10 protein-coding genes and 1 pseudogene are annotated in these 13,947 nt (G+C 59.5%); 5 read left to right on the top strand and 6 right to left on the bottom strand.

The features are described 5' to 3' along the window. Position 1 precedes the first annotated feature (1 nt). From AAGW05_RS04000 to AAGW05_RS03985, 4 genes are read right to left on the bottom strand one after another with little or no spacing between them, the layout of a single operon-like run. Positions 2 to 748, bottom strand: a complete 747-nt coding sequence (locus AAGW05_RS04000; RefSeq protein WP_411803166.1) for a hypothetical protein — start codon at positions 746 to 748, stop codon at positions 2 to 4. Beyond that, complete coding sequence (locus AAGW05_RS03995) at positions 741 to 1,559, bottom strand: CDP-alcohol phosphatidyltransferase family protein (RefSeq protein WP_411803165.1); 819 nt, start codon at positions 1,557 to 1,559, stop codon at positions 741 to 743. Before AAGW05_RS03995 ends, AAGW05_RS04000 begins: the two co-directional genes overlap by 8 nt. Continuing rightward, positions 1,559 to 2,713: a DUF1972 domain-containing protein gene (locus AAGW05_RS03990; RefSeq protein ID WP_411803203.1), complete on the bottom strand. Its 1,155-nt coding sequence runs from the start codon at positions 2,711 to 2,713 to the stop codon at positions 1,559 to 1,561. Before AAGW05_RS03990 ends, AAGW05_RS03995 begins: the two co-directional genes overlap by 1 nt. Positions 2,714 to 2,730: 17 nt before the next feature. Next, positions 2,731 to 3,192 carry an adenylyltransferase/cytidyltransferase family protein gene (locus AAGW05_RS03985; protein ID WP_411803164.1) on the bottom strand — a complete coding sequence of 154 codons (462 nt, stop codon included), beginning with the start codon at positions 3,190 to 3,192 and terminating at the stop codon, positions 2,731 to 2,733. Positions 3,193 to 3,942: 750 nt separating this feature from the next. Between AAGW05_RS03985 and AAGW05_RS03980 the strand changes: the two genes are divergently transcribed. From AAGW05_RS03980 to AAGW05_RS03960, 5 genes and pseudogenes are all read left to right on the top strand, one after another. After that, positions 3,943 to 4,074, top strand: a complete 132-nt coding sequence (locus AAGW05_RS03980; RefSeq protein ID WP_411803163.1) for a hypothetical protein — start codon at positions 3,943 to 3,945, stop codon at positions 4,072 to 4,074. A 14-nt stretch (positions 4,075 to 4,088) separates the two neighbouring features. Then, positions 4,089 to 4,688, top strand: a pseudogene (locus tag AAGW05_RS03975) (sugar nucleotide-binding protein); the annotation flags it as partial. Positions 4,689 to 4,774: 86 nt separating this feature from the next. Then, positions 4,775 to 5,968 carry an L-2-hydroxyglutarate oxidase gene (gene lhgO, locus AAGW05_RS03970; protein WP_411803162.1) on the top strand — a complete coding sequence of 398 codons (1,194 nt, stop codon included), beginning with the start codon at positions 4,775 to 4,777 and terminating at the stop codon, positions 5,966 to 5,968. Positions 5,969 to 6,420: 452 nt separating this feature from the next. Continuing rightward, positions 6,421 to 8,952: a WecB/TagA/CpsF family glycosyltransferase gene (locus AAGW05_RS03965; protein WP_411803161.1), complete on the top strand. Its 2,532-nt coding sequence runs from the start codon at positions 6,421 to 6,423 to the stop codon at positions 8,950 to 8,952. Positions 8,953 to 9,069: 117 nt separating this feature from the next. Then, entirely contained in the window at positions 9,070 to 11,046 is a 1,977-nt protein-coding gene (locus tag AAGW05_RS03960) for a DUF4082 domain-containing protein (protein ID WP_411803160.1), read from the top strand. A gap of 70 nt (positions 11,047 to 11,116) precedes the next feature. On the opposite strand, the gene AAGW05_RS03955 is transcribed toward AAGW05_RS03960, so the two are convergent. Further along, entirely contained in the window at positions 11,117 to 13,147 is a 2,031-nt protein-coding gene (locus AAGW05_RS03955) for an O-antigen ligase family protein (RefSeq protein WP_411803159.1), read from the bottom strand. Beyond that, positions 13,134 to 13,817: a hypothetical protein gene (locus tag AAGW05_RS03950; RefSeq protein ID WP_411803158.1), complete on the bottom strand. Its 684-nt coding sequence runs from the start codon at positions 13,815 to 13,817 to the stop codon at positions 13,134 to 13,136. The genes AAGW05_RS03955 and AAGW05_RS03950 overlap by 14 nt, the downstream gene beginning before the upstream one ends. Positions 13,818 to 13,947 lie beyond the last annotated feature (130 nt).

Here is a 13,947-nt window from a genome sequence, read left to right as displayed (position 1 = left end):
GCTAACCTTGTGCCTTCGGTACGGCGCCTTCAAAGGCGACAATGGATGAGGAGACGTCGTAGTTGAAGAAGATCCTGACTTCGTTCCGCTGGTTGTTGGGAATCAGGAAGACAAACGTGCCGGATGCCTTTTGCCCGGGGGCAAGGCTTGCCGGGAAATTTACAACGCCCGGACCGCTCAAAACCAGTGCGGGTATGTGGTCGGGGCCACCGTCAACGTTGACCACCACCATTCCGGTGTCGATGGGCGTTGTGCCGCCGTTGGTCAAGGTCACGGTAAAACGCACCGCCGGACCGGAAATCTGTCCCGGCCCCCGGCCCTTTCCATCCACCGCCTGGATACCGCCGACTGTAGCTGTGACACCGCGCTGGGGCTTAGAAACGACACCGATGGCGACTGCGGGGGCAACAGGCTGCGGAATGGCTGCCAGAACCTTCTCCGTCGTAGCCTTGGCAGTCGCTTCGGCCGGGGTGAGAGGTGACGGCGTGGGGATGGACACGGGCGGAACCACCGCGGGCGATGCTACTGCCAACGGAGGGGCACTCCCGGAGGGCGGGGCGCCGGACGGGCTTGTGCCCGACGTCGCGGCGGTGCCGTTGGCAGCAGGGTCGGGCGAAGCGGAGGTCGTGGCCACCCAAATACCGGCCACAAGCAATGCCGCCACGGTGGCACCACCAACCATCATCGAGAACTTCCTACGGTTCGTCGTTTGCCCCTTGGACGGGCCGGCGACTGGCAGATCACCCATTGCTTCGCTCCTGCGATATGGATCGTGCGGATAAGTTGGTCTGAAGCTTTTGCATGTCCCGGAACCATTTGCGGCTGGCTAAGAGCAGGTGGCCCGCGTTGGCAACGAGAAAAATCGTATAGAGCACAAAGAACACCAGTGGGGCACCGAGGAACAGGAAAACAAGGCAGAGCACGCCGTAGTCGGTGGGCAGCAGGAGGATCGATTTAGCCACCGTGGCCGCACGCCCCCGCGGCACAGCCGGGGTATGTTGCTGGCCACCGTGGACGGCCTTGAGCTGATCGTTGAGGATCATGGCGAAAAATGAAACCGCCGCCACAATGGTGTATCCGATGGGAACCAGCAGCCAGGCCTGCGGAGCCAGCCCAAAGTGCAGGTATGCGGTGACCAGCACGGCAAGGTGCAGGCTCGATATCTTGATGCTGTCCAGCACATGGTCAAGCCATTCCCCGCCCACAGAGCCGCGCCCGCCCAGCCGGGCTACTTGACCATCGGCGGAATCAAGGACGTACCCTACGGCGAGCGCGGCCCAGATCAGCAGCCCTGTCCACCAATGGGGCGCCAGGACAGCCAACAAGATGATGCCGGAGAAGGTGAAGGCTGCACTGATACCGCTAACGGTGTTGGGCTTGAGTCCGCGTCGAAATGCCCAAGCCGCCATAAAACGTCCCACACGCCGATTCACATAAACGGAATAGGGCGGTGCCCCTGGTGCAGCCTTTTTCTGGGCCCCAGCCAGTAACCGCACCGTGTCCATGTAGCTGCCGGCAACCGCCCCGCCTGAGTTGGCTGCAACATCTGAGGCAGTCATTAGAAGGATTCCCTGTCGAAGTCAAGCACTTGTTGGGAGACAAACATCCGGCGAGAAAAGGTGGCAGGAGTCCTGACCAGTGAGCGTTGCACCAAACCCTGGCACAGTTCCTCATAGCTGTCGGCCACGAGGTCCCAGTCATAGCGTCGGGCTGCCTCGCGGGCGAGGACGGCCCGCTCTCGCACGGCCCCAGGATCAGCCTCAGCTGACTCGACGAGTTGTTGCACGTCGTCGGCGGATCGGAAATACTTTCCGGAATTCCGCAAAACTTCCCGGTTGAAGTTCACATTGAACGCATTGGTTGCCGTCCCTGCCCCAATGGCCCTTAATAAGGAAGGGTTGGTACCTCCCACTGAATGGCCATGCCAATAAATGAGTGCATTTGCATAGAGCTGATTCAACAGGTCCTGGTCCCAAACACCACCAAGGAATCTGACTCGTTCATCGCCCAGGGAATACAAGAGGCGTGAATAGGCAGCCGAGTAAGGTGCAGACCCCACGACGATTAGGGGATGGCTGGCTGAACTGCGCGCATAGCCTTCGACGATCATTTGCAAGTGGTTTTCCGGCTCAAAACGGGCAACAGCCAAGTGATACTGCCCCGGTTCCAGGGAAAGCTCGGCCAGCCTGTCTGAGTGCCCATCTTCAAGCAGGGGGGCCCCGTAAGCAATCAGCTGCGATTCGGCATTAAAGGCCTTTTGGTAATAGCGCTGGATTCCTGCCGCATCAGCAATCAAGGCATCCGACCAACGCACGGACAGCGACTCGGCAAATCGGTAATATTTCTGGCCGAGTGGGCCCCATTTGGCTCGTTGCCATTCCAGCCCGTCGACATGTGTGGCGACGGGGATATGTGCGGCGCGAAGCAGGGGCAGCCAAGGCGAATTTGCTGCGTTGAAGACGATGGCGGCATCAACCCTGTGCCCCAACACGTGCATGACCGACATACCCGTGTGGCTCAGGGTTTCCAGGCTGCGCCGGTGAAGCGCGGGCAACCTGACCAGCTCCATGCCCAGGTATTCTTTAGGAATGTCGGAATTTCCCCTGCAGTAGACCACCACTTCATGGCCGCGGTCGGCCAAACGGCGCCCAACCTCTTCGATACAGGTTTCGAATCCTCCATACCGTGCCGGCAGGCCCCTAGTACCGATCATGGCAATCCGCAGAGACCTCACAGCTGGCCTCCTGCCACCGAATTGAAGGTGTTGGGTGAGGCGATGATCAGCGCCAGCGTCTTTCGGAGCATGGTGCTGGAGGTGTGCACCGTGTAGGGGAAGTAGACGACTTCGACTCCAACGGCCGCAAATTGCTGTTCAAGCAGGCGTCCCTTGGCCGTGCCCTGCCAGTCATTGCCCTTGAAGAAGACATCGAATTTTAGGTCCTGCCACATCTCCATCTTGTCGGGACGCGATTCCACTACGGCCTCGTCAACGTACTTGATGCTGCGAACAATCTCGATCCGTTCCCTCAACGGGATCACAGGGAGGTTCCCCTTACGCTTGTGGCACAGTTCGTCACTGACCACGCCGGCTATCAGGTGATCGCACTGGCTTCTTGCGTGGCGCAGAAGGTTCAAGTGACCTATATGGAACAGGTCATAGGCCCCTGCCGCATATCCAATCCTGGTTGTCATGACACCCCCCAGTGCCTGGCGATGGCGTGGGGCGCAGGGGCGCCGATCACCATGCGGCCAGCTGTGAAGGGAGCCGACGACGGCTGGGGGAAAGCCTTGGTCTCAGAAGGCTTCACCGCCGTCGGCTCCGAATAGGGAATCCGCGCCTGAGCTGCGGATTGTGGTTGCGGCCCCCGGCCGCCTGGTGCCGGGGTTCCAACTCGCTGGGACCCCTGTCCTCGGCGCCCAACGATGGACGAGCCGAAGCGCACCTTCTGAGAGACAAGGTGTGACATGTGAGACCTTCTTAAACTTTGGCTTTGGATCAGGTTTGATCTGGGCCGTTGCCTACATTAAAGGAGCAAAATGACACGAAAGCACCAGCCTCCGGTACCCGATTAGCAGAGGGTAATTCAGAGGGTTACGTGCAAGGTACTTGGTTTATTTGAAGCGTCTACTTGGTTTCCCGTTCGGCAGGAAGAGGCACGTCCGCCAAACGGTGAAGCACCATTGAGGTCGGTGATTTGGAGTTCACCACGGGGTGAGTGCCTCAGGCTCTTGGCGATCTCGGCGACGTCATTGTCGTAGAAATAGAGTTCAGGGACAGCGGGTAGTAGACCATGGGCCTGTCATAGACGCGAGCCAGCTGCTTACTGATGCCCACGGTAATCGGATGCAGTCATGAGCCGGTTCCTCCGGCGAGGATGATGCTACGCATCTAATTCCCTCCTGTACCTCATTTTGTGCCATGCCTAGAGCTACGCTGTTGTCATGATGCAGATACTGGTGACCGTGGTGGACGAATTGACGTATGCAGGAAATGCGATGTCGCTCGAGAACGCACGGGCGGACGCAGCCGCAAGTGAACAACCCTCGCTCACCCGGTCGGCGGACATACCGTGAGCGCCCATTCCGCCGTGGGTCCGGTGTTTGGCAAGTCTTTGGATTCGCGGACGACGGCGATCCCCGGAGTAGTGCTCTTCGACCTGCCCGTCCTCGGCGACAACCGGGGCTGGTTCAAGGAGAACTGGCAGCGGGAGGGCCCCGCCTTCGGCGCGGTTTTCACCGCTGTGCTGGATCCCTCTACTGTCATCTACGTACCAGCGGGGGTTGGCACTGCCTTCCAGACCCTGGCCGACGCGACAGTGGAGATCCCTTGGCCCATCCCGCTGGAGCAGGCTGAATTGTCCCAAAAGGACAGAAACCATCCATGGTTGGCCGACGTCGACTTCGCCACCCGGACGGACCTTGACCTGGCCGGGCCATCGCCTCTGGGTGGCATCGACGTCACCATGGTGCATGTTTCAAGTGGCTACGTCTTTGACGGCACGATCGAACTCCACGACGAGGAAGAACCCGTCTCGCCCCTTGGCGTCTATGGGCAGTCCAAGGCAGCCGGTGACGTGGCAGCAGCCACGACGCCCAGGCACTACATTGTGCGTACCAGCTGGGTGGTTGGTGACGGCAACAATTTCCTCAAAACACTCCTTGCCGCCCCTCCGGTCCACTCGGCCCTGAACCTTGCCAAGATCCAGTCCACCGGACATTTGCCGCCACCGGCGCGGCAAAGACTGCATGAGTACCTCGACGAATGGACTGCTGCATGAGAACGGTGAGGGCCGCCGTCGTCGGTGGCGGGATCATTGGTGTCGCGGTGGCCCGGGAACTCATGCGCTCCGCCACGGCTACGGAGGTGGTCTTGTACGAAAAGGAAAGCCACCTGGCGCACCACCAGACGGGGCACAACAGCGGAGTGGTCCACGCCGGGCTCTACTACGAACCGGGCAGCCTCAAGGCGCAGCTGTGCCGGCGTGGTGTAGGCCTCTTGAAGGACCTGGCCACCCGGCGAAATCTTCCGTATGAGGAGTGCGGCAAGGTCGTCGTTGCCCGTGACGGCAGCGAACGTGGACGGCTGGAGACCATTCTTGAACGGGCACTGGCCAACGGCGTCTCCGGCGTGCGCATGATAGATGGCAACGAATTGGCCAGTATTGAACCCCACGCCCGGGGCATTGCGGCCCTGCACTCACCAACCACGGCCATCACCGACTACAAGCGTGTGACACAGGCCCTGGCGGAGGAATTTGTTGAGGCTGGCGGCGAATTGAGAATGGGCCATGAAGTCATCTCACTCCAGGAGCGCAGCGCGCGGGTGACTGTGGGGACCCGCAGAGGCAGCCACGAGCACGATCTGGTGATCAATTGTGCTGGGCTGCAGTCCGATCGCGTGGCCCGGGCAGCCGGTGACGCCGAAAGCCCTCGGATTGTCCCGTTCTTTGGCGCATATTTCTTGCTCAAGGCCGACCGCCGACACTTGGTCAACGGGCTGATCTATCCGGTGCCTGACGCGCGCTACCCGTTCCTTGGTGTCCATCTGACGAAGAGGATCGACGGCGAAATCATGGTGGGCCCGAACGCGTTCCTCTCCGGAGGCAGGGAGTCCTACGGGCCATGGCAGCTCTCCCCCAAGGATCTAGGCGAGACCATTGGATTTCCCGGATTTTGGCGGTTTGCCGCGGGCAACATCCCAGCAGCAATCCGCGAAGGGCGAACCGTCCTGAGCAAAAAGGCGTTCGTCGAGGCCGCAAGGGACTACGTTCCCGATCTGGTGGCGGAGGACGTCGTCCCGGGAAGCCGCGGCATCCGGGCCCAGGCCATGAACCGGGACGGGCGTCTGGTGGATGACTTTGTCATCACCGGTTCTGCCCGCATGGTCCACGTGCGCAACGCCCCCTCCCCCGGGGCGACCTCTTCCATGGCCATTGCCGAGCACATCGTACGGGGGCTGAGCGCCTAAAGCCTCCCTGCTGCGCCTTGCGAATCCTCATTTCTGAAAACAAACCAAGTATCACCTGCCAATATCTTGGCACTTATGAGTACCGGACTACGCTGGTGGCCGCTTCCGCCGCCCCCTAAAGTCGGCATCAACGACCCTCTCGCGGTGCGTCCAAGCGCCAAAAGGTCAGTGACATCCGAGAGTCGTCACGACGGACTGCACAGGACCGCAGTGCGTCGCGCTCATATGGAGATGGCGGGGGCAAATGAACGCATGTGCATCAGAGGGCATGATCCATGATGCTCGACTTTGCGGTGTACATCAGCGCCGCACGATCGATACGCCTGTCAACTCCACTAACCGGAAGGCAGACTTGCGCGATGGCCATTGATGTTGCCCAATCGATGATTTCAGCCGGCATCCCCATTCACTTGGTTGATTTAGAAGATGCGATGTCGATAATTTCCCGGCGTATGGCTGAACCGGTCGAAATTCCGCTCTGCGTAGTCTCAATCAATCTGGACCACATCCACCACTTCGGGACGGCTGGACGCTGGTATGGGACACTCGAGCTCGCGGGGCCCGCAGAATTCCTCAACCTGATTGACGGTGCACCGATTGCGGCCCAGGCAAGGCGTTCGACAGGGCAGCGCTGGCCGAGACTCGCCGGCAGTGACCTTATCGAACCCATACTCGACAAGGCCGCCGAATACGGCTCACGCGTCGGGTTCCTGGGTGGTTCACCCGAAACTCAGCGGGCTCTTAAGGAACGCCTTGAACAGGAACGACCAGACCTCATCATCTCGGGCTGGTGGTGCCCTGAGCGAAGCGAGCTCGCCGAAATTGAGCGCTCACGGGCGATCGTCGAGGATATTCGCGCAGCAGAAACCGATGTGTTGATCGTCGGATTGGGCAAGCCTCGACAGGAACTGTGGATGGCCGAGCACGCAGACCTGACGGGCGCCAAGGTGTTACTCGGATTCGGGGCCTCGGTGGATTTCCTGGCCGGCAAGGTGGCCCGCTCCCCACGTTGGGCAAGTAACAGCGGCCTCGAGTGGGCCTGGCGGCTCTCTCGTGAGCCGCGCAGGCTTAGTCGGCGCTACCTTGTAGACGGGCCACCGTCGTACCTTGCGTTGAGGGCGGGGACTGCACATGCGAAACCGATTGAGACGTACCAACGCCGCGTCCACCGCGTGCTGCAAACGGCTGGCTCCAACAGTTTGCCCATGTCCGGACGCTTCGCCGTCTCGGATGAAGTGGTCGACGTCGCCGTGCTCTTGGTTACCTACAACAATGCCGAGGACGTACCCCACCTCCTCCAGTCACTTCGCAAGGAGGCTGCCGACCAGTCCATCCGGGTGGTGGTGGCCGACAATTCCTCCACGGACGACACCTTGGAGGAGCTCGCCAAGCATCCTGATGTCACCGTCATCTCCACGGGAGGAAACCTTGGCTACTCTGGTGGCATCAATACCGCTGCACTCTTTGCCGGGACGGCGCACCACCTGCTGGTGCTCAATCCCGACCTGAGAGTGGGCCGCGGGGCCATCAAGGCCATGCTGGATTGCATGGCAAAATCAGGTGCAGGGGCAGTTGTGCCCAAACTGCTCGACGATGACGGCAAGACATACCATTCGCTGCGCCGAGAACCCTCACTCTTTCGTGGCATCGGTGACGCTGTGGTGGGCAGCGGGTTCCTAGCCCGCCCGTCATGGCTTTCGGAAATAGAAACAGACCCGGAAAGCTACGTTTACGCCCACCGGGTGGCGTGGGCAACGGGCGCAGCGGTCCTCATCCGCCGAGAACTTGCCGAGAAAGTGGGTCAGTGGGACGAGCGGTTCTTCCTGTACTCCGAGGAAACAGACTACTTCCGCAGAATTCGGAGCGTGGGGGAAACCATTTGGTTTGAACCGCTCGCGGTCATGCACCACGAGCGGGGTGGCTCGGGGGCATCTGACAGCTTAACGGCGCTCATGGCCGTCAACCGTGTACGCTATGCGGCCACCCACCATTCCTACCCATATACTCTGGCCGTACGAACCATAACCGCCGCTGCGGCGGTGGCACGATCCAATCAGTCCGGGCACCGGCTTGCAGCGTCCATGCTATTAGGACTGAGGTCCTGGTCCGACCTCCCCCAAGCCTCTGTGGACGAACGCCCAGACAAAGTCCCCCACGGTGATTTTCCACCCGGGACCGTCATCATTCCTGCGCACAACGAAGCGTCCGTCATTGCCAGGACCTTGAGTCCACTGGCTGATTTGGCAGCATCCGGCGACATCGAGGTCATCGTGGCGTGCAATGGCTGCACCGATGTGACCGCCGCCATCGCTGCTTCCTTCCCCGGCGTAAAGGTTCTTGACCTGCCGGATCCAGGCAAGACCTCAGCTCTCAACGCCGCTGATTCCGCCGCCACGCGCTGGCCGCGGCTGTATCTTGATGCCGACATTGAGATCACAGCCTCGGCCCTCGCCGAGGTCTTCACGCACCTGGCCCAGCCCGGCGCCTTGGCTGCCCGTCCCGCATTCCGATATGACGCATCGGGAGCCGATCCCTGGGTGCGCGCCTACTACCGCGCTAGGGCGCGCATCCCGGCCATGCACCAGCATCTCTGGGGCGCTGGCGCCTACGGCGTGAGCGCCACCGGGCATTCCCGCTTTCCTACCTTCCCCGACACCACAGCGGACGATGCCTATGTTGACTCGCTGTTTGACCCAACCGAGAAATCCATTCTGGCCACTACACCTATGGTTGTCCGGACACCGCGGTCCACCAGGGAACTGCATAGCACCCTACGGCGCATATATCGTGGAAACCAGGACCTACCGACCGCTGTGGGGATGAGCTCCGGGCTGGTCAATCTTGTCGCCAGCATCACCAGCCCAAGGGAACTTGTAGACGCCGCAATCTACGCCTCTGTGGCTCTTATTGGCAAGTTGCGTAGAGGAAAGTCTCTAACGGCCAACGGCGACTGGGACCGGGATGAGAGCAGCCGGTCAGCCTGAGGCTGGACTGCGATTTTCCATCGAACCAGTCGACTCGCGGAGGGCATATGTTACGATTTAATATCGGGGAAAGCTTGCCTAGGTCTAAAACGACAATCCTTCAGGACTATCCCAAATATGCAATACATCACTGAGCGTACGCAGTCTGATCGGACCTCAAACCGCTGGGGCTTCAAAAGTCGCCGGAACACGACCCTAGCCGGCATTGCGACGCTAGCCCTACTTGTCCCACTTTTTGTGGGGACCACTGCAGGAAATTCACCAAGTTACGCATCAACGATTTCCGTTCTTGACCCATCAGCGCCCACGGCGCCTGTGGACCCGGACACTGTTTCCGTTGAGCTCGGAGCCAAATTCACCACATCGGAGGAGGGGTCGGTTTCAGCCATCCGCTTCTACCAGAGTGCGGAGAACACCGGCCCCCATGTGGTAAACCTATGGTCCCCCGGAGGCCAGGTCATCGCCACGGCGACGCTGGCAGAGGCAACTGGTAATACTGCGGGCTGGCAAACGGTCGCGTTACCTTCGGCTGTGAAGATTTCCCCGAACCAGAAGTACGTCGCTTCGTACATCGCCCCCCACGGTCGCTATTCAGCCGATGAGGGGGGCCTGGACACGGCCAAGACAACCGGGCCCCTGACCATTTTGGCTGGCGGAGGCGTCTTCGCCTACGGCAATGGGGGCACCTACCCGAGCAACAACTACAAGAACTCAAACTACTACGTGGACGTCGTATTCACCCCCGCTGGGCCCACGACACCACCCACCACCACACCACCCACAACAACACCACCCACCACGACACCACCCACAACAACACCACCCACCACGACACCACCCACAACAACACCACCCACCACGACACCACCCACAACAACACCACCCACCACGACACCACCCACCACGACACCACCGGTTGTCGGGGACTTAAACCTTCCCCGGATTCCATGGGAAGGCGGGGCAAGCTACTGGAAGCAATTCAAGCACGCCAACGATGCTGGATGGTCTGACCCTTCGTTCTTCCCGATCACTGCTTGGTACAACGGAATCAGCAGCAACGCCGAAGCTCAGTATGACAAGAAGATGGGTTTCAACACCTACATCGGTATGGACGCCAGTACGCCCTACAGCCTCTTCAAAGACAATAATGTTTACTGGATCGGCGGGAAACTCAACGCTACGTTCACAGATAGCAGCACCAACTGGGTGGGCAACTTCCTTGACGACGAGGTCGACGGCCGTTTCACCCCTGAAGCGGGCCGCAAGTGGCTGCAGTCGCTAAAGGATGAGAATGCCGGCAACGGCCGCTTCAACTACTCCAATTTCACCCAGATGGTCATGAGCAATGATATGAAGGCCTCTGACGCTCAGGCCTATGTCAATAACTACACCGACGCGGTCTCCTTGGATATGTACTGGTACACGGTTCCGTTCTGCAGTTGGACCCCCTACCGCCAGAACTACATCACTCCCGTCGGCCAGGAAAACTGCCGCACAGCCTCCAGCTACGGCAAGACCATGAAGTCCCTTCGCCAGCAGGATGCCGCCGACGGCAAGCTGCAAGCGCCGTGGCAGTTCTTCGAACTGGTCAATGGCGGCCCGGGTGAGGGCCCGTTCACGGCCAATATCACCGCCGGCCAGCTGCAGGGGGCAGTGATGAGCTCGATCATCAATGAGGCGCGCGGATTGGTGTACTTCAACCAGAGCCTGTCTGGTCCTTGCCAAGGTGGCAGTCTGCTGCGCCAGTCACAGGTTACAAGCAATTTCTGTGGCCAGCCCCAGATTGACGCCGCCGCCAAGGTTAACAACCAGATCCACAAGCTGGCCTCGGTCCTGAACACCCAGTCCTACCAGTACTCGTTCGGCACAGGACTGGACACCATGCTGAAAACCTCAAACGGCTCCGCCTACGTCTTTGCCATGATCGACGGTAGCTCCAAGCCTGGCAGCCGGGACTTCCAACTCCCCAAGGACATCAAGGCCAGTTCCGTTGAGGTTGTCGATGAGAACCGCAGCATTTCCGTTGGCGCTGACGGTAAGTTCACTGACAATTTTGCCAATGAATACAGTTACCACATCTACAAGATCGGCTAAATTTCATAGCCTTTTCTGCGGGGTGCTGTCCGAACCATTCGTCCGGGCGGCACCCCGCAGACATGTCCGGTTAGTGCTTTGTCTTCCTGATCCGTCGAAGCTGACGGATTCCGCGATCCACCACGATGGCCGAACTCATCGCCGAAGCAACGGCGAGCGCAGCAATGGCCACAAGTGCATACTTTGGGCGGACGGCCATATATTCCACCGTGACCTGTGCTGGCTGTCTTTCGCCGGTGATCCGTGACTTTTCCCAGATTCCCATCTGCTCCTGCGGCTGCACGGTGAGTTTCTCAATGTCGGCTGTGACTGCCTCGGCCGCCGCGATGACATCGTCAGGGTGAGCCTTCACAATTTCGACAGCTATCGAAGGACTGTTGAAGTTGGTCTGCCATTGTCCACCGGCACTGGGTAGGTATACCGCCACGGCGTCTCGCAGCCCCGACCCATAGAGCGGGGCGGATGTCGGAAGCACAGAAGCGTTTGCATGGCCCCCCTCGTACAATCTCTGCACCATCGCCGCAAAATGCACTACCGAAGATGCTTCTGTACGCAAGGGATTGCCCTTCGTTGCCCCAGGCGGCGCCTGAAGCTCAATGTTGAACTTTGCATAGTAGACGCCGGTCTCACTCCACGCCGACATTGCCATAGGGATAAACATCAACAGTACTGCTAGTCCCACATACCAGCGTCGACGCAGAGAGCCGCTCAGGCGTCTGGCTCCGGTGTTCTCATGGGGATCCGCACCATGGGCGTCTGGTGAATCCAACTCAGCCGGCACAGTTTGCCTAAGGTTCCAATGACCCCCACTCAGGCCGATCATGAGGAACAACATGCCGACTGCCTGCGGAAAATGGAATGAATCAAAAAATGCGCTCAGCAGCGCCCCGGCCAGGACAGCTGCGCTGAGTGCCGGCCCAAGGGCTCCAATGAGCGGATCGGGTGCACGGCGCCGCAGAAAGGTAGTAACCATGGCCGTAAGCACGAGCATGGCGAATGCTGCCGTACCAATGACACCGGTCTCAATGAGGAAGCCAATGTACTGATTGTCAAAGATGCGGTACTGGGGTCCCATGGTGCCCAAACCGCGGCCAAACAAGGGTGAAACACGCAGGTAGCCGCCAATGACAGAATAGCTATCTGTGCGCGAATCAACACTGGGGTCGTTGCCCGAAAACATGCCAAGAATGGTCCCGCTGAGGCCAGGCACCAGGGCGTACATGACGACAGCACCCCCGCAGGCCGCCCAAAGTGCCATCTTCTTGACTGCAGGTTCCCAAGTTGGAATGAGAACCAAGAGCACAGCGACAATTCCCAACAGTGCCGACCTTGTGACTGATAGGAAGGCCGCCATCAAGATCGCAGCCGTGGGAAACCAGCGAATGATCATGCGTTTTCGGGATTCCCCTATGGCCATTGTCAAAGCTATGGGAAGGACCATCGACAGCACCGCGGCGTATTCCAAGGCATGCCGGGCCGTTGACTCCGGACGGACGAAGTCGCCACGCGTGTCCACGCCGCCTGTCCCTCCAGAGGCTAAGCCCGGGATTTGGATGGAATCGACTATGTTCAGTCCGGTAAAGAACTGCATGAGGCCCAGTGCGGCGTATAGGCCTCCCGCTAGGGAGGTGCGCCGCAGGAGGACGAGGAATCGCTCGCGGCTGTCGATGCCGTCGTTGGCCAGCAGTACAACTCCCGCATAGGAGCCGACATTCACCAAGACTAGATTGGAGGCGTTCTGGTCAACCAACGGCATCGACGTCAGAGACGCTACTGTGTAGCTGGCTAAAATACTCAGAACAAATATCACGAACGATATTCGCACCGGTTGGACCCGCCGGAACTCATCTGGTCGACGATGGCGAACCTGATGCCATATCCACCATAGGAGAATTCCAAGACCAAAGATGGTGGAGAGGGACCCGGCTCCACCGAGTGGCGCAATGCCGCGGTCGGATGGTACAGCCACCAGCAAAAACAAATAGATTGAGAGTACTGTCACCGCATCGGGGGAGTGCAGTTTGCGTGGCGGCGGTAACTTCCACCTACGTTCGTGCTTAGCCGGATGGGATTCTGACACTCGCGCCTCAGGTACCAACATCTACTGACTCGTTACTCTCCGCCAAGCCCTTCCCTGTCCTGCGTTGGTACTTTCGTCGAGGGTCGGCGACTGCCTCAGGCACGACCGATTCCTCGCTCTTGTCCGCGGCGATACCCCGTGGACCCAGTGGCTTTTGAGGGACCGAGGCTTGCTTCTTCTTCGCCCGTACACCCTTTTCCCTGGACATAAGCCGATCAATGAATCCGGTGGCAAGCAGTGTCCCCGCTAGCCCCCCCAGTGCCGCCATGGCAGTCATCTGGATCTGTTTCTTTGCAATCTTGGTAGGTTTTGTGTCCAATGACAGAGGCAAGGCCGTAATCACCGACGATGCGGGCACCTTCGCTTCCTTCTGCAGAGATGCCAAAGTGGCTGGGATGAGGTCCATCGAAGCCTGCAGGAGTGCCATGGTTTCTGTCGCGTTGGGCCCGGCAACTGTCACGGCCATGATGGGGCCCGAGGTGGTTCCATCCTTGGACATGGCAATAGTGGACCCCGGAAATTTTTCAAGCAGCGGTCCAGACACTTCCGGGGACGCCGCCTTGACCTGCAAGACGCCGAGCGCCTGGTCCAATCCACCCAGATAAAGGTAGGGGTTGTCACCAACCGTGACGGCAACGGACGGTGGAAGCAAAACAATGCTTGCCTTAGCCTCATAACTTGGCGAGACCATGGTGAACGCCAAATAAGTTACGACACCAGTAATGAGGAGACCAGCGACCACAAAATACCAGCGTCTTAGGCAGCTAACCAGTATGTCCCTAACAAACAAGGAAAGCGCCCCCTAGCTCGATTTGACGTGT

Origin of the sequence: Arthrobacter sp. LAPM80, from assembly GCF_046736435.1 — a bacterium.
Lineage (GTDB): Bacteria > Actinomycetota > Actinomycetes > Actinomycetales > Micrococcaceae > Specibacter.
The sequence above is the reverse complement of the archived record's forward strand: the minus strand, read 5'-3'. Positions and strand labels throughout refer to the sequence as shown.